At 65.0% G+C, this 18,033-nt stretch carries 19 protein-coding genes; 9 read left to right on the top strand and 10 right to left on the bottom strand.

Annotated features, from left to right (window positions below):
* Both DYI24_RS06750 and DYI24_RS06745 read right to left on the bottom strand, forming a co-directional pair.
* Nucleotides 1-415, bottom strand: a 415-nt coding sequence (locus DYI24_RS06750) for a serine hydrolase (protein ID WP_205523400.1), incomplete at its 3' end; no start/stop codon positions are given.
* Between the two features lie 359 nt (nt 416-774).
* Entirely contained in the window at nt 775-2,181 is a 1,407-nt protein-coding gene (locus tag DYI24_RS06745; protein ID WP_164571729.1) for a pilus assembly protein, read from the bottom strand.
* A gap of 469 nt (nt 2,182-2,650) precedes the next feature.
* Here DYI24_RS06745 and clpS point away from each other — a divergent pair, with 469 nt between their 5' ends.
* Entirely contained in the window at nt 2,651-2,980 is a 330-nt protein-coding gene (gene clpS, locus DYI24_RS06740) for an ATP-dependent Clp protease adapter ClpS (RefSeq protein ID WP_041810535.1), read from the top strand.
* A 193-nt stretch (nt 2,981-3,173) separates the two neighbouring features.
* Nucleotides 3,174-5,558 (top strand): ATP-dependent Clp protease ATP-binding subunit ClpA, encoded by a 2,385-nt coding sequence (gene clpA, locus DYI24_RS06735; RefSeq protein WP_107344999.1) that lies wholly within the window; start codon nt 3,174-3,176, stop codon nt 5,556-5,558.
* 74 nt (nt 5,559-5,632) lie between these two features.
* On the opposite strand, the gene DYI24_RS06730 is transcribed toward clpA, so the two are convergent.
* A complete protein-coding gene (locus tag DYI24_RS06730) occupies nt 5,633-7,408 on the bottom strand; it encodes a glycosyltransferase family 39 protein (protein WP_164571731.1) in 1,776 nt (591 codons plus the stop codon).
* Between the two features lie 711 nt (nt 7,409-8,119).
* Here DYI24_RS06730 and DYI24_RS06725 point away from each other — a divergent pair.
* A complete protein-coding gene (locus DYI24_RS06725) occupies nt 8,120-9,151 on the top strand; it encodes a lytic transglycosylase domain-containing protein (RefSeq protein ID WP_164571728.1) in 1,032 nt (343 codons plus the stop codon).
* Nucleotides 9,152-9,165: 14 nt separating this feature from the next.
* Here DYI24_RS06725 and DYI24_RS06720 read toward each other — a convergent pair whose 3' ends face one another.
* Nucleotides 9,166-9,525, bottom strand: a complete 360-nt coding sequence (locus DYI24_RS06720; protein WP_107344997.1) for a PilZ domain-containing protein — start codon at nt 9,523-9,525, stop codon at nt 9,166-9,168.
* Nucleotides 9,526-9,677: 152 nt separating this feature from the next.
* Between DYI24_RS06720 and DYI24_RS06715 the strand changes: the two genes are divergently transcribed.
* Genes DYI24_RS06715 through tsaA form a run of 3 tightly spaced genes read left to right on the top strand, consistent with a single transcriptional unit; the run spans nt 9,678 to nt 11,273 of the window.
* The gene (locus DYI24_RS06715) at nt 9,678-10,421 is read left to right on the top strand and encodes an AzlC family ABC transporter permease (protein ID WP_107344996.1); all 744 of its coding nucleotides are present in this window, start codon (nt 9,678-9,680) and stop codon (nt 10,419-10,421) included.
* A complete protein-coding gene (locus DYI24_RS06710; protein WP_107344995.1) occupies nt 10,418-10,762 on the top strand; it encodes an AzlD domain-containing protein in 345 nt (114 codons plus the stop codon). The genes DYI24_RS06715 and DYI24_RS06710 overlap by 4 nt, the downstream gene beginning before the upstream one ends.
* 49 nt (nt 10,763-10,811) lie before the next feature.
* Nucleotides 10,812-11,273 carry a tRNA (N6-threonylcarbamoyladenosine(37)-N6)-methyltransferase TrmO gene (gene tsaA / locus DYI24_RS06705; protein WP_164571730.1) on the top strand — a complete coding sequence of 154 codons (462 nt, stop codon included), beginning with the start codon at nt 10,812-10,814 and terminating at the stop codon, nt 11,271-11,273.
* Between the two features lie 5 nt (nt 11,274-11,278).
* Here tsaA and DYI24_RS06700 read toward each other — a convergent pair whose 3' ends face one another.
* The 4 genes from DYI24_RS06700 to DYI24_RS06685 all read right to left on the bottom strand — a co-directional run bounded on the left by DYI24_RS06700 (nt 11,279) and on the right by DYI24_RS06685 (nt 14,312).
* Nucleotides 11,279-11,707 carry an HIT family protein gene (locus DYI24_RS06700; protein WP_164571727.1) on the bottom strand — a complete coding sequence of 143 codons (429 nt, stop codon included), beginning with the start codon at nt 11,705-11,707 and terminating at the stop codon, nt 11,279-11,281.
* A gap of 49 nt (nt 11,708-11,756) precedes the next feature.
* Complete coding sequence (locus DYI24_RS06695) at nt 11,757-12,986, bottom strand: GNAT family N-acetyltransferase (protein WP_164571726.1); 1,230 nt, start codon at nt 12,984-12,986, stop codon at nt 11,757-11,759.
* A gap of 92 nt (nt 12,987-13,078) precedes the next feature.
* Entirely contained in the window at nt 13,079-13,825 is a 747-nt protein-coding gene (locus tag DYI24_RS06690) for a glycerophosphodiester phosphodiesterase (protein WP_164571725.1), read from the bottom strand.
* Nucleotides 13,826-13,844: 19 nt separating this feature from the next.
* The gene (locus DYI24_RS06685; RefSeq protein WP_164571724.1) at nt 13,845-14,312 is read right to left on the bottom strand and encodes a RidA family protein; all 468 of its coding nucleotides are present in this window, start codon (nt 14,310-14,312) and stop codon (nt 13,845-13,847) included.
* 268 nt (nt 14,313-14,580) lie between these two features.
* Here DYI24_RS06685 and DYI24_RS06680 point away from each other — a divergent pair, with 268 nt between their 5' ends.
* Nucleotides 14,581-15,447: a cell envelope integrity EipB family protein gene (locus tag DYI24_RS06680; RefSeq protein WP_107344991.1), complete on the top strand. Its 867-nt coding sequence runs from the start codon at nt 14,581-14,583 to the stop codon at nt 15,445-15,447.
* Nucleotides 15,448-15,568: 121 nt separating this feature from the next.
* Here DYI24_RS06680 and DYI24_RS06675 read toward each other — a convergent pair whose 3' ends face one another.
* Nucleotides 15,569-16,864 (bottom strand): DNA polymerase IV, encoded by a 1,296-nt coding sequence (locus DYI24_RS06675; RefSeq protein ID WP_164571723.1) that lies wholly within the window; start codon nt 16,862-16,864, stop codon nt 15,569-15,571.
* Nucleotides 16,861-17,160: a DUF3572 domain-containing protein gene (locus tag DYI24_RS06670; protein ID WP_107344989.1), complete on the bottom strand. Its 300-nt coding sequence runs from the start codon at nt 17,158-17,160 to the stop codon at nt 16,861-16,863. The genes DYI24_RS06675 and DYI24_RS06670 overlap by 4 nt, the downstream gene beginning before the upstream one ends.
* A gap of 126 nt (nt 17,161-17,286) precedes the next feature.
* Between DYI24_RS06670 and DYI24_RS06665 the strand changes: the two genes are divergently transcribed.
* Entirely contained in the window at nt 17,287-17,652 is a 366-nt protein-coding gene (locus DYI24_RS06665) for a response regulator (protein ID WP_011158678.1), read from the top strand.
* Between the two features lie 10 nt (nt 17,653-17,662).
* The coding region (locus tag DYI24_RS06660) for a response regulator (RefSeq protein ID WP_164571722.1) at nt 17,663-18,033 on the top strand (371 nt) is incomplete at its 3' end.

Raw genomic sequence — 18,033 nt, 5'->3', positions numbered from 1 at the left:
GGCCCTTGATGGCGTCCTCGACCCGCAGCGTCGAGCCGGGGCGCAAGCCGAGCTTGGTCGGTGCCTGCTCGGAGGCGTGCTCGGAAACTTCCATCTCGCTGTCGAGGCTGAGCTTGCCCTGTTCGAGCTTCTCGAACAGCAGATACAGCGTCATGATCTTGGTCAGCGACGCCGGATGACGCAGGCTGTCGGGGTTGGTGGCGGTGAGAACCGCACCGGTGTTGCCGTCGACGATGATCGAGGCGAAGGCGGGGTTGTAGCTGTTGCGCTCGACGTGATGGCGGGCGTGATGATGACGATGCCGCTTCCGGGCGTCGGCTGTGTCGGTTGTAAAGATCACCGCGGCTGAGATCGTCGCCAAGCCGAGCACGCAAACTCGCAGCGCGCGCGAGCTGAAGGAAATATTGCGGTGCATGAACGTCCCCGTCCGATCTTTCATCATTCACCGGGCCGTGAGGCAAAATTAAGCCCGTGCGGTCCGGTGACGTTGGAATCCAGCGTTGGAATCACTCGCTTGCCCGGCACCAGCGGCAGCTCCCGATCGATCGGGTAAGCGGCTGAATTGACGCGGCTTTTCGTGGTGAGCGCAAATGTTTAGGGATTCAGGTTAGGAGCGGGCGGTTTCGAAAAGGTTAAGCATCTGTTGCGTTGATGCCGAGGATTCGCCGGATTGGTATCGCAGTGCAGCATATTCCGCCACCCCGGGCTCGGCTCGGGCTGGTGGCTGGATGATGCCGGACTCTGGATGAGCGGGCGGGCCGGATCGGCCGCGGCTTACTTGGCGACGCGGAGCTTGGAGAGCGAGGAGCCGATCTGGGCGAAAGCGGTCCCGATGCCGCTGGACGTCGTGGTCGAAAAGAAGCTCCCACTGTCGGCGCAGTATTTCAATACCGCTGACTCCGGGTCGCCATCGGTGTTCACCTGGATGGTGTAGATCAGCACCGGGTTGGTGTTGGTGGCCGACGCCCGAATGTTGTCGCACAGAATCCGCTGACGTGCGTCGATCTGGCCGTAGTATTGCACTTGCCCGTTCCCGTAGCTGGGCCAGCGGTCCATCGTGTTCAGGCCATCCGACAGCAGAATGATCGCATCGGTGTACTTATAGTTGGCGTCCTTCGCCGGGGTGTTCAGCGGAACTCCCGACTGCAGCGAGAGCCAAGCCCAGTGCATGCCGATCGGCTGATTGGTGCCGCCGCCTGCAGTGAACGCATCGATCTTGTTCTTCAGCGTCGTCGCATTCCCCGATGAGTAGACCGACGTCATCGGCGTGATCTCGGGAGGGCAAACCGATGAATTGAGCAACTGGTATCGAGCCGGAAAGCGCGTCGCATCGCTTGTCGGTGCGTCCTTGGTGGTGTCTGCGGGTTGATCGCGGTCGGCCACGCACCCCTTCCAGATGTTGGTGCTGTTATAGGGTGTCCATGTCCGGCCGTTATTCCGGCAATCCGTTTTGCTGTAGTACGTGATGTTCGACCACCAGACTGTGCTGCAGCTGCCTTCATATTCCGGCCAGTCGTCCCATTTCAGCCAGGTCGCGTTCTTGTTGCTGAGGCCGACGTTGACCATGTGCGCGAACGGCACGATCGAGACGTAGACGTCGTCCGCCGACTGAGCGCTGGCGCGGAGCGTATCAATGAGACTCTTCGCGGCCGTCTTCATGGCGTCGAGTTTGCCGTCATCGGCCATCGATCCGGTGACGTCGAGCGCCATCGCGACGCGGAGGCGGGTCCCGCCCCAGGTCGTCGTGGTCGACGATCCGATCGCCATCGTTTTGAAGCCGAGGATCTTCATGAACTGAGTTGGGACCGCGCCCTGGCCGCTCATCGCAATGGTGGAGGAGCCGGAGCTGTCCTTCGCCGTATAGGTCGCGGTCACGGTCACGGCGCCGGACTCTTTGTTGGTGTAGAGGCTGTTGAAGTAAGTCTGCGCCTTGCTCGACACCTGGTCGGGGGTGATGGCGCCGACGCCGAGATCGCGCGACAGCATCAGGGCGGCCGAATCGAGCGCGTTTTGCAGCGAGGTGCGGGCGTTGTTGGCGCGCGAATAGTCCACAGCCATGCCGATGAAGCCGAGCAGCGGCACCAGCGCCAGGGCGAAGATCACAGCGATGTTGCCCCCGGTCGCCTGCGGGAAGCGGCGCGCCGCGTGCGTCAGTTGGGCGGCAAGGGAAATAATGGACATAACGGTACCGATCCTGGCTCTTCGCTGGGCAAGATCGGGCGGTATGGATAAACGCCGCGTAAAATGAGTCTCAGAAACTCGCTAAACTGCGCCATAAATGCCGCGAAGCCCGGCGTTTGCTTGCTGGTCCGTCACCAGGATTGGCCGGATTTGCGGGTTTCTTCTAACGCGGGATTAACCCTGCTGCCTCCAGCGGACGGTGCTCAGCCGGCCGCCAGGCTAGGGTGTGCCTCCGGGATTTCCGCGCTTGCAGCAAAACCGCACTCGACCCATATTTACCGTATTCCGCCGCGGCGTCGTGCCGGGAGCCGCTGCGCTGTGGGCGTGGTCGGCATTTGCGCGCTGACCGCAGGTCGCGGTTCCGGCGTTGGGTTCCCTGGGGATTTAAATACCGAAAGCCATGCTGCAACCTTCTCTAAGCCACCCCGCTGCCGGCCCTGCCGGCGACCGAATGAGCCGGCCGCGCGCGATGGCAGGCGACGGAGGCCGTTCCGGCCCGAGCACGCCGTCGACCTCGGTCATCACCAAGACCAAGCCGCGCACCAAGCGCCCCAATCTCTATCGTGTGCTGATCCTGAACGACGACTACACGCCGATGGAGTTCGTGGTTCACGTGCTGGAGAAGTTCTTCCAGATGGACGTCGAGGCCGCCACCAAGGTGATGCTGCACGTCCATCATCACGGCATCGGGGAGTGCGGCGTTTTCACCTACGAGATCGCCGAGACCAAGGTGACGCAGGTGATGGATTTCGCCCGCAAGCATCAACATCCTCTTCAGTGCGTCATGGAGAAAAAATAGTAGCGGGCGTGTCGCCAAACTCGGAACAGGTTTTGCATTGGTCCAAGCTGGCGGGTTTTCCCGGACTTGCTGGGTGGACGGACTGATACGGAACCAGTCTTTCGCGATCAGGTTTGGACACTATATCTGGAAAGGTTGTTGTTGCGTCACGGTGCAGCGGCGATCATGATCAGCGGGGGACACAGAGGACGAGATGCCGACATTTTCCCAAAGCCTTGAGCAATCCCTCCATCGTGCGCTCGCCATCGCCAACGAGCGTCACCACCAGTACGCAACCCTCGAACATCTGCTGTTGTCTCTGGTCGACGATTCCGACGCGGCCGCAGTCATGCGCGCCTGCAGCGTCGATCTCGACAAGCTGCGCACCAGTCTGGTCAACTATCTCGAAACCGAGTTCGAGAATTTGGTGACCGACGGATCTGAGGACGCCAAGCCGACCGCCGGCTTCCAGCGCGTGATTCAGCGCGCTGTGATCCATGTGCAGTCCTCGGGTCGTGAGGAGGTGACCGGCGCCAACGTGCTCGTCGCGATCTTCGCCGAGCGTGAAAGCCATGCCGCGTACTTCCTGCAGGAGCAGGACATGACGCGCTACGACGCGGTCAACTACATCAGCCACGGCATCGCCAAGCGTCCCGGCGTGTCCGAAGCTCGCCCGGTGCGCGGTGTCGACGAAGAGACCGAGACCAAGGGCGGCGACGACTCCAAGAAGAAGGGCGACGCGCTCGAGACCTATTGCGTCAACCTCAACAAGAAGGCCCGCGACGGTAAGATCGATCCGGTGATCGGGCGCAATGCCGAGATCAGCCGCGCGATCCAGGTGCTGTGCCGCCGGCAGAAGAACAACCCGCTGTTCGTCGGCGAAGCCGGCGTCGGCAAGACGGCCATTGCTGAAGGTCTCGCCAAGCGCATCGTCGACGGCGAGGTGCCGGAGGTGCTGTCTGCCGCGACCGTGTTCTCGCTGGACATGGGCACGTTGCTGGCAGGTACGCGCTATCGCGGTGACTTCGAGGAACGCCTCAAGCAGGTCTTGAAGGAGCTCGAAGCGCATCCGAACGCGATCCTGTTCATCGACGAGATCCACACCGTGATCGGTGCGGGTGCCACTTCAGGCGGCGCGATGGATGCCTCGAATTTGCTCAAGCCTGCCTTGGCTTCGGGCACCATTCGGTGCATGGGCTCGACCACCTATAAGGAATACCGTCAGCACTTCGAGAAGGACCGCGCGCTGGTGCGGCGCTTCCAGAAGATCGACGTCAACGAGCCGACGGTCGAAGATGCGATCGCGATCCTGAAGGGGCTGAAACCTTACTTCGAGGATTATCACAAGCTGAAGTACACCAACGAGGCGATCGAATCCGCGGTGCAGCTGTCGTCGCGCTACATCCATGACCGGAAGCTGCCGGACAAGGCGATCGACGTCATCGACGAGTCGGGCGCGGCGCAGATGCTGCTGTCCGAGAACAAGCGCAAGAAGACGATCGGCATCAAGGAAATCGAAGCCACCGTCGCGACCATGGCGCGGATCCCGCCGAAGAGCGTGTCGAAGGACGACGCCGAGGTGCTCAAGCATCTCGAGCAGACCCTGAAGCGCGTGGTGTTCGGTCAGGACAAGGCGATCGAGGCGCTGTCGGCGTCGATCAAGCTGGCGCGTGCCGGCCTGCGTGAACCGGAGAAGCCGATCGGCTGCTACCTGTTCTCGGGCCCGACCGGCGTCGGCAAGACCGAAGTCGCCAAGCAGCTCGCGTCGACGCTCGGCGTTGAACTGCTGCGCTTCGACATGTCGGAGTACATGGAGCGTCACACCGTGTCGCGTCTGATCGGCGCGCCTCCCGGCTATGTCGGCTTCGACCAGGGCGGCCTGCTGACCGACGGCGTCGATCAGCATCCGCACTGCGTGGTGCTGCTCGACGAAATCGAGAAGGCACATCCGGATCTGTATAACGTGCTGCTGCAGATCATGGATCACGGCCGTCTCACCGACCACAACGGCAAGCAGGTCAACTTCCGCAACGTGATCCTAATCATGACCACGAACGCGGGTGCGGCGGATTTGGCTCGGCAGGCGTTCGGCTTCACGCGCAACAAGCGGGAAGGCGACGACCACGAGGCGATCAACCGGCAGTTCGCGCCGGAATTCCGCAACCGTCTCGATGCGATCGTGTCGTTCGCGCATCTCAATGCCGACGTCATCGGCATGGTGGTGGAGAAGTTCGTGCTGCAGCTCGAAGCTCAGCTCGCGGACCGCGACGTCACCATCGAGCTGTCCGAGCCCGCCAAGGCCTGGCTGGTGCAGCACGGCTACGACGAGCAGATGGGTGCCCGGCCGATGGCTCGGGTGATCCAGGAGCACATTAAGAAGCCGCTGGCCGACGAAGTGCTATTCGGCCGGCTGAAGGGTGGCGGCCACGTCAAGGTCGTGCTGGTCAAGGACGATGCCGTCGCAGGCGTCGAGCTGGAGAAGATTGGCTTCGAATTCCTCGACGGCCCCGTGACGCCGAAGCCGGAAAATCTGCCCGGCAAGAAGCGTGGCGGCTCGGCCCGCAAGGCCAAGGTGAAGGATCAGGTCGAGAAGGCCTGATCTGAAACCAACGATCTCAATCAGCGAGGCCGGCGAGCGATCGCCGGCCTCGTCGTTTGTAGAGCTAACAAGCGCTATTCCGGTGGCCGTGTCGGTGACGGTCCGGCCGGCGACGGCTGCTCGTCCGTCGGCGCCGCGGCAGGCGCTTCCGGCTTTTCCGGTTCGGCCACAGGAGGCGGAGCAGATGGCTGCGCAGGTGCCGTTGCGGTCGGTGCTGCTGGCTCGGCGGCCTCGGGCGGAGCGGGCTGAGGTGCCTCTGGAGTTGCAGCAGGTGGGCTAGCTGGGGCTGGCGCTGGAGCAGGCGAGGGCGGTGTCGGCGCTGGTGCCACGCTGGGCGCCGGCGGCGCCGCTGAGGCCGGAGGCGGCAGCACCACGCCGTCCGGCGGGACCATGGCCCAACCGTAGGCCTTCAGCTTGCCGCCGCCGAGCGGCAGCACCATGGTGCCGAATACCGGGGGCGCATTGCCGAGTGCCGTCCGATACGGCGCCGGCAGCTCGTCGGTGCGTTTGAACTCGTCCGTGCTCCACACCACCAGGGTGCCGGAGCGCTTCAGCCGGTCGGCCGTGATCCAGGGGCTCTTGGCAAAATCGGCGTCGATGAACACGGACGGACGCGGCGAAGCGTATGCGGCGACGAAGCCGGCCTCGCGTGTGCTGCCGGTGACGATATCGAGTGGGTGGGTGGTCCGGCTCTTCCAAACCGACTGCATCGCTTTAGACAGCGCCTTGGCCGGATACAGCTCGGTCGGCACCGGCCCGCTGCCGTAGGCGCGCGAGTAGGTCGAGGTCGCGTAGCCTATCGGAACGCCGAACAGCACCAGCATCCAGGCGGCGATCGCGAGGCGCGGCGCGCGGATCGTCAGCCGGGCCGGCAGCAACGCCACCAGAGCCAGACCGGAGAACGCCACCAGGGCGCTGCCGGTGTAGGCGCCGATCGTGAACCAGCCGAACACGCTGCCGAGCCCGACCAGCATCGACGGCAGCACTGCCGCTGCGACCAGCAGCGAGCGATCGAACGCGCTCGGAGCAGTGAGTTCGAGGTCCGCCGGCTCGCCCTGCAGCGGCAGCCGCGGGATGAAAGCGAGGCCGGCGATCACGATCAGTCCGAGGTTGAGCCCGACCTGGCCGAACACGAAAGCGAACGCCGCACTGATCCGCGGCCACAACCCTGTCGCTCCGTCGTCCGCGACAGGCGAGGCGACGTGGGCCTGCGCCAGCCACATCAGGTGCGGCAGCAGCACCACGAAACAGGCGCCCGCGGCGATCGCCACGCCACTGGTCGCCAGCCGGCGGCGACCATCTGCGGTCAGCACCAGATGTCCGATCAGCACCAGGACGAGTGCAGCACCGGCGTGGTTGGTCGAGATCAGCAACGCAGCGGCAATGCCGAGCCCGATCCAGCTCGACCGCGCGCCGCCGAGCACGGCGCGGCGATACAGCAGCACCAACGCAACGGTAAAGGGTAGGCTGGCGATCGCCGGATCGTAGGCGGTGACCTGCGGGCCGAAGCAGCCGATCAGGATGGTGAGCGCCACAGCGAGCGTCGCACCGCTGGCCCCGAAGATCGAGGCGCCGAGGCGCCACAGCAGCGCCAGCGTCATCAGCGCGGAGCCCAGCGCGAGCAGAAGCTGTGCGCCGTTCCATCGTCCAGTGGCGAGCGAAGCGAGTTCGGTCAGCCACGGCGCCAGCGGCGGATACTTCCAGTAGCCGCCCTGCAGCTCGCTGCCGAACAGCGCCATTTCGTAGCCCACGGCGGGCAGTCCGGGGAAGCTGATGGCGCTAATGAACCACAGCGTGCCGTACAGGCCGAGCACCCATAGCAGCAGCCGCTGCGGACGATTGCGCAGCATGTCGAAAAGACTGTCGCAGGCGCCGAGCAGCAGCGTCAGCGGCAGGAAGCTGGCGCGCGCAGCGGCGGGACGCGCCGCTGCCGCAGGAGCCGCGGCCGGCGCCGGTGCAGTCTGGCCGGTCCCACGTGCCGGCCTGGCCTGCTTGGTCTGCGGTTGCTTCGGCTTCGGACCAGGAAGCGGCTTCGGCGCGGTTTGTGGTTTGATCGGTGGCGGCGCAGACCGGGGCTCGGCGGTGGCCGGTGCCGGCTTGGCGGCCGTAGGTGCGGCGGAGGCCTGAGCCGCGTCGGCGCTCGATGCGACAGCGGCCTCATCGTCCGGCGGCAACGCTCGTGCAGCGGCGGCCGGTCGCGGCTGACTGCCGTGATGCTTCTTCTTCGGCCGGCGCTGTTTTGGTTGTTTGCGCTTGATGGTCGTCGTCCCCTGGCGAGTCCGAACCTGCGGTATCGATGCCGCGGTTCGCGCGTGGCGTTTCGAATCGACGTTTTAGTCCAACGGGTCGACCAGGCAATTGCCGGAAAGACGAGGCGACAACGAGGCTTGCGGTATCGCTGCGCCGTTTCGACCCAGACTCTCGCACAGCTTTTGGCATCGGCCGCAGCGCTGGCATTCGGATCAGTTTCGGCCATCATGCGTTCCCGAAACTGCGTCGTTGAATTGCTAGTCCGTTGCCTGGGTGAGTCAAGGAATGCGGCCGTTGAAGGGAAACCGCGCATGATCCGGCCTCCTTGGCTTGCGCCCGTTGCGGCCGCGCTGACGTTGCTCGCCTGCGCGACCGTGCATGCCGAGGATACGCCACAACCAAACACGGACGCCGCCGCGGCGCCGACTGCGGCCGAACCGAGCAAGCCCGCATCTGCCGCGGACCAATCCAAGCCTGCTGCAGAGCCCAATCAAGCCACACCCGGCGACAAGCCGGCCGATGCCACCGACAAGGGCGGTGATGCGGGTACGCGGGAGTCGATCTGCCTGATGATCGAATCCGCCGCCAAGGCGCACGATTTGCCGCTGGAGTTTTTCGCCCGCGTGATCTGGCAGGAGAGTCGGTTTCAGCCGGATGCCGTGGGCCCGGTGACACGCAGTGGTAAGCGCGCGCAAGGCATCGCCCAGTTCATGCCCGGTACGGCCAGCGGGCGCCGGCTGCTCGATCCGTTCGATCCAGTGCAGGCGCTGCCGAAGTCGGCCGAATTCCTCAAGGAGCTGCGCGATCAGTTCGGTAATCTCGGGCTTGCAGCGGCTGCCTATAACGCCGGGCCGCGCCGGGTGCAGGAATGGCTCGCCGGGACTGGCGGTATGCCGCTGCAGACGCGGGACTACGTGTTCGCGATCACCGGCAGTTCGGTCGACGACTGGGCGAAGGCGGGACGTGCCGCAAAGCTGCCGGAGACCAAGGCAGACACCGATTGCCGCACGCTGATGGCGCTGTTGAAGCGGGCGCCGAATCCGTTCGTCGCCGAACTCGAACAACGTGTGAAGCTCGGCGCCGATCGGCCGTGGGGTGTGCAGCTCGCCGCCGGGTTCAATCGCAACCGCGCGCTGGCGAGCTACGCGCGAGCAATGTCGCGGCTGAGCGGCGTGATCGGCGAGCGCGATCCGACATTGCTGAGCGGCCTGTTCCGCAGCCGCGGCACCCGGCCGTTCTATCAGGTGCGGATTGGCGCCGACACGCGCGGCGAAGCGGACGATCTCTGCAAGCAGATCCGCCGGGCCGGGCAGGCGTGCCTGGTGCTGCGCAATCGAGGCTGATGGCCCGAGGCGGATCAGAATTGGGAGCGCAGGTCGCTGAGCTGCGTGCGGAGCTGCTGATTGACGCGCTCGGTCGCCCGCAGCCGGAGCGCGATGTCGAGTGGCAGCGAATCCACGTGGCGCCGCGGCGTCTCCAGGACGAGGCCGGCCATGTTCTCGAGGCGCCAGACGATCCGGCCGAAATAGGAGATGCCCTGACGGGGGATCATCAACTCGACGGTGTCCGGCACGGCCGCAGGATTGTCGACCTCGACCTGCGCGCCGTTCCCCGAGAAGTTGCGGACGATGCAATCGAACGTGGATGCGCGCGCCTGAAACACCAGGCGGCCGCCATAGTAAACGCGCTGGCGAGCTGTGCACCGTCGATCGAACATCCCCGTCTCCTGTCGCGATGGTTGTGTTTTGCTATCACAGGTGGTGGCGTTTCCGGAGTTCGACTGAAGAGAAACCAACGGTTAAGGTAAACGCAGCGCCTTGACCGCAGCGCCCTGGGCAGCGCGTATGGGGCGTAACTCGCAGAGACCGCATGCCCGTTTCCTCCTCGACTTCGCCGCACTGGCACAGCCCCGGCCGTGCCTTTCTCCGCGGCCTGATTGCCGCTAGCGGCAGTGTGCTGACGCTGGTGCTGTTCGCGACCTTCATCGGCATCGGTGCGCTCGCCCATGACAGCCATTTCAGCCTCGGCTGGGTGCTGCTGAGCACGGTGCTGGTGTGGGCCGGCCCGGCACAGATCATCCTTATCTCGTCGCTCGGCTCCGGTGCGACGCCGGTGCAGGCGGCGATCGCCGTCACCGTGTCGGCGATCCGGCTGTTTCCCATGGTGGTGTCGGTGCTGCCGATGCTGAGAACGCCGACCACCAAGCTGCGGCATCTCGTGCTGCCGGCGCACTTCGTCGCGGTGACGATGTGGGTGGAGTGCTTCCGTCTGCTGCCGCAGGTGCCGCGCGAGCGGCGCGTTGCCTTCGCCAATGGTCTCGGCACCGGCCTGGTCTCGGTGTGTCTCGTTGCCAATGTGATCGGCTTTCTGCTCGCGGCGAACCTGCCGCAGTCGTTCGGTGCTGCGATCCTGCTGCTGACGCCGCTGGCGTTTCTGCTATCGACCGCGCGCAACTGCCGCGAACTCGCCGACGTCGTCGCGCTGCTGCTCGGGCTGGCGCTGTTTCCGCTGGTCGCGCTGCTTCATACCGGCGTCGACGTGCTGATCAGCGGCGTCTCGGCCGGGACGATTGCCTACGGCGTGCACTGGATGCGGCGACGGAGGCGGGCGTGAGCGACTTCATCGGCAATTGGCAGGCGCTGATGGTGCTGGTGCTCGCCGGCGTGCTGCCGAACGAAGCCTGGCGGATGCTCGGGCTGTGGCTCGGCGGTGGCATCGACGAAGGCTCGGAGCTTTTGATCTGGGTGCGCGCGGTCGCCACCGCGATCCTGGCGGGCGTGATTGCTCAGATCCTGTTCCTGCCGCCGGGCGCATTGGCGAGCGTGTCGCCGATGCTGCGCTATGGTGCGGTGGCGGCGGGCCTTGCGGTGTTTCTGGCTGCGCGCCGCTCGATCTTCGCCGGCGTGGTGGCGGGCGAGGCGGTGCTGCTGATCGGCCAACTTTGGTGGCGGTGAAACCTGTGCGGTTTCGCGCTACACCGGGCTGTCAGTGAGAAGGCGCATGATGATGGACAGAGGTGAGATCCGCGAAGGCGAGGTCGTGGTCGAGGCGCCGCCGCCGACCGATGCCGGTCTGGTGTTCATCGGCCGCATTCACACGCCCTGGACGTCGCGTGGCGAGACGCCGCGGCAGGGCAGTCACGACGGGCCGGTGTGCCGGCTCGAGATCTTCGAGCCGTGGATTCCGGCGCTCCAAGGACTCGACAAGTTCGCCCATGCCCAGGTGGTGTACTGGCTGCATCTGTCGCGGCGCGATCTGGTGATCCAGCGTGGCCACGGTATCGACGGACCGCGCGGCACCTTCGCTCTGCGCTCGCCGCTGCGACCGAACCCGATCGGGATTTCGTCGGTGGCGGTGGTCGGGATCGAGGGCGCGACCGTGTTGGTGCGCGGCCTCGATTGCCTCGACGGCACGCCGCTGATCGACTTGAAGCCGGATCGCTGCGTGCACTCGATGGTGAAGTAGCCGTCTCAGCTCTGTGACAGCGCCGCCTTCAGTTGTGCGGCGTGTTGTTCGAGCACCGTGGGCTCTTCCTTGCGCGAGGCCGGCGGCAACAGCGGCACGCCTTCGTGGCGCGGCATCACGTGCATGTGCAGATGATAGACCACCTGGCCGGCGGCCGGTTCGCTGAACTGCTGCACCACGATGCCGTCGGCTTTGAACGCCTTCATCGCCGCGTGTGCGATCTTATGCGCGCCGCGCGCCACATGGGCGAAATCCTCGGGCGTGATGTCGAGGATGTTGCGCGCCGGTGCTTTCGGGATCACCAGCGTGTGGCCGGTCGAACGCGGCATGATGTCGAGGAAGGCGAAGACGTGATCGTCTTCATAGATTTTGTGACACGGGATTTCGCCGCGCAGGATCTTGGCGAAAATGTTCTCGGGATCGTAAGCGGTCATGGTTGCTCCGGGCTTGGCGGCGCGATTGTCGTCACCGTGCATAGGCGGGTCAAGCCGGATCGGCGATGTTACCTTTTTTAAAAGGACCGGCTTCAGTCAGCTCGCGGCCCATCTCGTCAACATACATTCGTTCGCGCTTGAGATAATCGGCGATCGCGCGGCGCAGCGCCGGGTCTGCGATGAAGTGCGCCGAGTAGGTGGTCTGCGGCAGATAGCCACGTGCGATCTTGTGCTCGCCCTGTGCGCCGGCTTCGACCACCTTGAGGCCGCGCGTGATCGCAAAGTCGATCGCCTGATAGTAGCACACCTCGAAATGCAGAAATGGATGATGCTCGATCGCGCCCCAATGTCGGCCGAACAGCGTGTCGCCGCCGATGAAGTTGATCGCGCCGGCGATCCAGCGGCCGTTACGCTTCGCCATCACCAGCAGCACGTCCTCGCTCATGCTCTGGCCGATCAGGGAATAGAATTCCCTGTTCAAATAGGGCCGTCCCCATTTGCGCGAGCCGGTCTCGATGTAGAACTCGAAGAACGCGTCCCACGCGTCCTCAGTGATATCCGCGCCGGTGAGGTGATGGATGGTGATGCCGTTCGCCACCGCGTCGCGCCGCTCACGCTTGATGCCCTTGCGATGGCGCGAGTTCAGCGTCGCGAGGAAATCGTCGAAGCTGGCGTAGCCGGCATTGTGCCAGTGAAACTGCTGGTCGGTGCGTTGCAGGAAACCGCGCTCAGCGAGGAAGCGCCACTCGCTCTCTCGCGCGAAGGTGACGTGCACCGACGAGGCCTTGGTGAGATCGCACAGCGCCATCAGACCGTTCACCAGCGCGCCGCCGACACGCGCCGGATCGACGCCATCGCGGATCAGCAGGCGCGGCCCGGTTGCAGGGGTAAACGGCACCGAGACTTGAAGCTTGGGATAGTAGCTACCGCCGGCGCGCTCATAGGCGTCGGCCCAGCCGCGGTCGAACACGTATTCACCCTGCGAATGCGATTTCAGGTAGCACGGCACGAGCCCGACGATGCGGCCGTCCTCGCGGGCGATCAGGTGCCGCGGCCCCCAACCGGTGCGGGCACTTGCCGACCGCGACTGTTCGAGCGCGGCGAAGAACGCGTGGCTGAGAAACGGATTGTAGGCGGCTGTCGCGGCGGTGCAGGCGCTGCCGGCCCCATCCGGATGAGGGACGATCGTCCCGGACCGCGCGCAGGCATCCCAATCGGCGGCGGAGATCGCATCCACCGATGACACCGCTTCCAGCGTGATGTCGGATGTTGTCGTCAAACCGCCGAACCGGTGGAAAGAGCGCTGCTGACTGTCATTCCGCAGAGATTGGGCATTTGCCGCGCTTCGTTCAAGACCGGTTGCGGTCACGATTACGGAACAAAGCCCTCGAAGATCATCTGGTCGGCATAGCGGGCGGCGCGCGCGCGCTGTTCGGGGGTACGCACCGTCCAGCTCAGCAGTGCGCAGCCGAACAAATTGCGCGCGATCCACGGCGCCGGGGCAGGGAGGTCGTCGACCCGGTAGGCGACGAAATGCGGCTGGGTTCTGAGGCCGTGCTTCAGCGCCACCATCGGGTCGCGTTGCGCCTCGTTGAGCTTGGCCCAATAGGCGTCGTCATAGCTGCGCTCTGCGGTGATGCCACGCGGCAGCTTCGGCGCGAGCTGGCGCAGCGCCAGTACCTGGTCGGGATCGAACGACATTGCCGCGACCGGGCCCTTGTAGCTGTCCAGCACCTGGAGCAGCCGGCGCGCGAGCTTGCGGTCGCCGTCGAAATGGCTTTTCAATTCGATCACCAGCGCCGCGCGGCCGGCGACGAGGTCGCACAGCTCGCCGACCGACATCATCCGCTCGGACGTCTCCTTGAACGGCACCTGGCGGAGCTGTGCGGCCGTCATGCCGAGCAGGGACCCGTCACCGTCGGTCAGCCGGCCGAGATTGTCGTCATGGTGGACCATCGCCTCGCCGTCGGCGGTGAGCTGGATGTCCACTTCGATGCTGAAATTGCCGGCGATCGCTGCGTTGATCGCGCCGGGCATATTTTCGACGATGCCGCGGGCGCGGTCGTGCAGGCCGCGATGCGCGACCGGTCGGGCGGTCAGCCAGTCGGGCGCGCGCATCGCTCTGTCTCCCGCGGGTTTACGCGACTTCGAACAGGCCTTCGACCTCGACCGCGGCATTGGCCGGCAGCGAGGCGACGCCGACAGTGGTGCGGGCGTGGCGGCCCTTGTCACCGAACACGGCGACCATCAGGTCGGAAGCGCCGTTCATCACCTTCGGCCCGTCGACGAAGTCCGGCGTCGAGTTGATGAAACCGCCCAGCCGCACCACACGCACCACCTTGTCGAGATCGCCCAGCGCCGCCTTGAGCTGCGCCAGCAGGTTGATCGCGCAAGCGTGCGCTGCGGCGTTTCCCTGTTCGATCGAGACGTCGGCGCCGAGCTTGCCCTGGGCCACCAGCTTGCCTTCGCCATCGAAGCAAACCTGCCCGGATACCACCAGCAGATTGCCGGTGCGGACGAAGCCCACATAGTTGGCGACCGGGCTTGCCGGCTCGTGCAACACGATGCCCTGCGCGGTCAGTTTCTGCTCGATCACCCCGGTCATGCCGATCCCCATTGCTCGTCGCGTCTCCCGGCGCTCCGTTCGGCCGGGCGATCTTGTTTGGCCGATTGCGCAGGCTGTGGCAAGCAAGCCGCTGCAACTCGCAAAGCCCGCTCCGCGTGCAGCCGTGTCGGCCGGCAGGTTCCGATCAAATTGGGTTTGAACCAAATTGCTCCGTGATTTCACCGCAATCCGGTGGTCCACGAATCCCGGCCGTTGCGGCGACTCCGGCCGCTGCTTATTTTAATCCGACCGTTATCAGGGAGACGACATGCCCGTGTCACGACAGACGACGCGACCGAGCCGGGGACTGCTGGCAATCGTGGCGGCCTTCGCCATGTCGAGCGGATCGGCCGCCATCGCCGGCCCCGCGATCAACTTCCTGCCGCACCAGGCGCTGTACGACCTCAGCCTGGTGAAGACCCGCAACAACGCCTCGATCAGCACGGTGCGCGGCCGCATCCTGTACAATTTCTCCGGCAACGCCTGCGAAGGCTACACCTCCGACTTCCGTCAGGTCTCGGAGATCCAGAGCGGCGAGGGCAAGAACACGCTTAGCGACCTTCGCTCGTCGAGCTGGGAGGATGCCGCTGGCAAGAGCTATCGCTTCAAGATCGGCACCCGGATGGACGACTCCAAGGAGAGCGATGTCGACGGCATGGCCGAGCGCACCGGCGATCATATCACGGTGAAGCTGAAGCAGCCGGTGCAGAAGACGTTCGAACTCGACGGCTCGACCGTATTCCCGACCGAGCAGATCGAACGCATCATCGAAGCCGCGCGCGCCGGTAAGTCGCTGCTGAACCTTTCTGTGTATGATGGCTCGGACAACGGCGAGAAGGTCTACAACACGCTGACGGTGATCGGGCAGCCGATCAAGGGTAGCGGCGCGGTGGCGTCGCCCGATCCGTCCACCAATGACGATGCGATGAAGGCGCTGACGCGCTGGCCGGTGACGGTGAGCTACTACGATCGCGACGCCAAGTCCGCCACCGGCGAACAGACGCCGGTGTATGCGATGTCGTTCGAACTCTACGAGAACGGCGTGTCGCGTTCGCTGGTGCTCGACTACAACGACTTCGTCCTCGCCGGCGCGATGGGCAAGCTCGAGGTCAAATCCGACAAGCCGTGTAAGTAACAAGGCCCTCGCGATCCGTCTTCGCGAGGGGCACCGCGACGAAGTAGTCGATCTGTGCGTGCGTAACGCGCCTGGATGGCTTCGCTGCGCTCGCAATCACGCGCCTTCGGGCTGATCGCCATCAGCCCTGCGGTTTCTGCACCCGATCGAACGCGATGCCGCGGATCACCGCGGCGTCGCCGAATTTCTTGCGCAGGTCGTCGATCGCGCGTTCGGCGTGGGCGGAGCGGCGGTCGAGCATGTCGTCCTCCGCCGGGCCGGTTTGTTCTGTCAACGCGCTGACGCCGGTGCCGATCAGCCGGAACGCGGTGCCGTCGACTTCCTTGGTCAGCATCTCGCGCGACACCGAGAAGATCCGGTTGGCCATCTGGGTCGGCGCATGGATGGTCTGGGCGCGGGTGCGCTGGCGGAAGTCGGCGGTCTTCAGTTTCAAAGTAATGGTCGAGCCGGAGAGGGCGGCGCTCTTCAGCCGTGACGACACCTTCTCCGACAGCCGCCACAGGATCTTCTCCAGCGTCGCGAGGTCGCGGATGTCGTCCTCGAAGGTGGTCTCGTTGGAGATCGATTTGGCGCCGCGATCGGGCACGACTTTGCGGTCGTCGATGCCGCGCGCCAGCCGCCACAGCCGCCGGCCTTCGTCCCCGAACTGGCGCATCAGTTCGATCTCATCGGCGCGCTGCAGATAGGCGATGGTGCGGAAACCGCGGCTCGCCAGCCGCGATGCGGTGGCCGGGCCGACGCCGAAGATGAAGCCGACCGGCCGCGGCGCCAGCATCTCGCGGGCTTCGTCCTGATCGAGCGCCGCGAAGCCTCGCGGCTTGTCGAGATCGGACGCGATCTTGGCGAGGAACTTGTTGCACGACAGCCCGACCGAGACGGTGACGCCGATGTCACGCTCGACCTCGCGGGCGAATTTCGCCAGCACCTTGGCCGGGATCATGCCGTGCAGCCGCTCGGTGCCGGCCAAATCTAGAAATGCCTCGTCGATCGACAGCGGCTCGACCAACGGCGTCAGCGCCCGCATCGCCTGTCGCACCTCGCGGCCGACCCGGACATACTTCGCCATGTCGGGCCGCACCACCGCCGCCGAGGGGCACAGCGCCAGCGCCTTGAACATCGGCATCGCCGAGCGCACCCCGAAGGTACGGGCGATGTAGCAGGCCGCCGAGACCACGCCGCGCTTGCCGCCGCCGACGATCACCGGCTTGTCGGCCAGGTCCGGATTGTCGCGCTTCTCCACCGTCGCGTAGAAGGCGTCACAGTCGATATGAGCGAGCGACAGAGTTCCCAGCGACCGGTGCCGCAGCAGGCGCGGCGACCCACAGGCCGTGCAGCGCCGCGCCTCGGCGCGCTGGTCGGCGAGACAATCCCGGCAGAAGCCGGGCGCAGTCCGTGCGCCTGGGTCGTCGCCGCTCACGGCGTGTCACGCTCCCATGGCTTGTCCTCCAGTACCTGCAGGGCTGCAGCGACGTTGGTGGGGTGAAGCTGGACCGAGTCGGCGAAGGCTTTGGCGGTGGCGTCGTCGCGCAGCACGAAGTTCAGCACGCTGATCAGGAACTGCGGATCGGCGGCGGAACTGCGTAGAGTCTCCGGGCCGATCCCGGTCTCGGCCAGAAACAGGCCGAGACGCTCAGGCTCTCCCGCGATGAAGGAGAGCGCCTGAATCGCCACGATTTCAGCCGCTTGGCGAGGATCTTGAAGCCGCTTTCGCATCGGTTGTGTTTGCCTTTCCGTAACTTCTCGTCTCTATTTTATTCAATCATGCCCGAGTCTTGCGGCTTGTCGAACGATCGCGGGCCGCCGGCCCGGGCATTTTAGTGCGAGTAGTGGAGGGGCGGGATGGCGAAAACCGTCCTGATCGTCGAAGACAACGAGCTCAATATGAAGCTCTTTCGCGACTTGCTGGAGGCCCATGGCTACCAGACGGCGGGAACGAGCAACGGTTATGAAGCGCTCGACCTGGTTCGCAAGCTGCGCCCCGATCTGATCCTGATGGACATCCAACTGCCGCAGGTGTCCGGGCTCGAAGTCACGCGCTGGATCAAGGACGATGCCGAACTCCGTCACATTCCGGTGGTAGCCGTGACCGCATTCGCGATGAAGGGCGACGAGGAGCGAATCCGCGAAGGCGGTTGCGAAGCCTATTTGTCGAAGCCGATCTCGGTCGGCAAGTTCATCGAGACGGTCCGGCGGTTCATCGGCTAGGAGTGGTATCGTGTCAGCGCGTATCTTGGTGGTCGACGACATCCCGGCGAACGTCAAGCTGCTCGAAGACCGGTTGTCGGCCGAGTATTTCGACGTAATCACCGCATCGAACGGCATTCAGGCGCTGGAGATCTGCCAGCGCGCCGAATGCGACATCGTGCTGCTCGACGTGATGATGCCGGACATGGACGGCTTCGAAGTCTGTCGCCGGCTGAAGTCGAATCCGAAGACGCATTTCATCCCGGTGGTGATGGTGACGGCGCTCGACAGCCCGGCCGATCGCGTGCGTGGCCTCGAGGCAGGCGCCGATGATTTCCTCACCAAGCCGGTGTCGGATGTCGTGCTGATCGCACGGGTGCGGTCGCTGACCCGGCTCAAGAT

Origin of the sequence: Rhodopseudomonas sp. BR0C11 (assembly GCF_010820945.1) — a bacterium.
Taxonomy (GTDB): Bacteria; Pseudomonadota; Alphaproteobacteria; order Rhizobiales; family Xanthobacteraceae; genus Rhodopseudomonas; species Rhodopseudomonas palustris_H.
Note: the sequence above shows the minus strand (reverse complement) of the source record. Positions and strands in the feature narration are given on the sequence as shown.

Bases quoted from the DNA above. Each gene is read 5' to 3' on its own strand.
- tsaA (WP_164571730.1), top strand. From the start codon at position 10,812: ATGATGGACAGAGGTGAGATCCGCGAAGGCGAGGTCGTGGTCGAGGCG.
- DYI24_RS06720 (WP_107344997.1), bottom strand. From the start codon at position 9,525: ATGTTCGATCGACGGTGCACAGCTCGCCAGCGCGTTTACTATGGCGGC.
- DYI24_RS06725 (WP_164571728.1), top strand. From the start codon at position 8,120: ATGATCCGGCCTCCTTGGCTTGCGCCCGTTGCGGCCGCGCTGACGTTG.
- DYI24_RS06745 (WP_164571729.1), bottom strand. From the start codon at position 2,181: ATGTCCATTATTTCCCTTGCCGCCCAACTGACGCACGCGGCGCGCCGC.
- DYI24_RS06730 (WP_164571731.1), bottom strand. From the start codon at position 7,408: ATGCTGCGCAATCGTCCGCAGCGGCTGCTGCTATGGGTGCTCGGCCTG.
- DYI24_RS06665 (WP_011158678.1), top strand. From the start codon at position 17,287: ATGGCGAAAACCGTCCTGATCGTCGAAGACAACGAGCTCAATATGAAG.
- DYI24_RS06680 (WP_107344991.1), top strand. From the start codon at position 14,581: ATGCCCGTGTCACGACAGACGACGCGACCGAGCCGGGGACTGCTGGCA.
- clpA (WP_107344999.1), top strand. From the start codon at position 3,174: ATGCCGACATTTTCCCAAAGCCTTGAGCAATCCCTCCATCGTGCGCTC.
- DYI24_RS06700 (WP_164571727.1), bottom strand. From the start codon at position 11,707: ATGACCGCTTACGATCCCGAGAACATTTTCGCCAAGATCCTGCGCGGC.
- clpS (WP_041810535.1), top strand. From the start codon at position 2,651: ATGGCAGGCGACGGAGGCCGTTCCGGCCCGAGCACGCCGTCGACCTCG.
- DYI24_RS06690 (WP_164571725.1), bottom strand. From the start codon at position 13,825: ATGCGCGCGCCCGACTGGCTGACCGCCCGACCGGTCGCGCATCGCGGC.
- DYI24_RS06685 (WP_164571724.1), bottom strand. From the start codon at position 14,312: ATGACCGGGGTGATCGAGCAGAAACTGACCGCGCAGGGCATCGTGTTG.
- DYI24_RS06715 (WP_107344996.1), top strand. From the start codon at position 9,678: ATGCCCGTTTCCTCCTCGACTTCGCCGCACTGGCACAGCCCCGGCCGT.
- DYI24_RS06670 (WP_107344989.1), bottom strand. From the start codon at position 17,160: ATGCGAAAGCGGCTTCAAGATCCTCGCCAAGCGGCTGAAATCGTGGCG.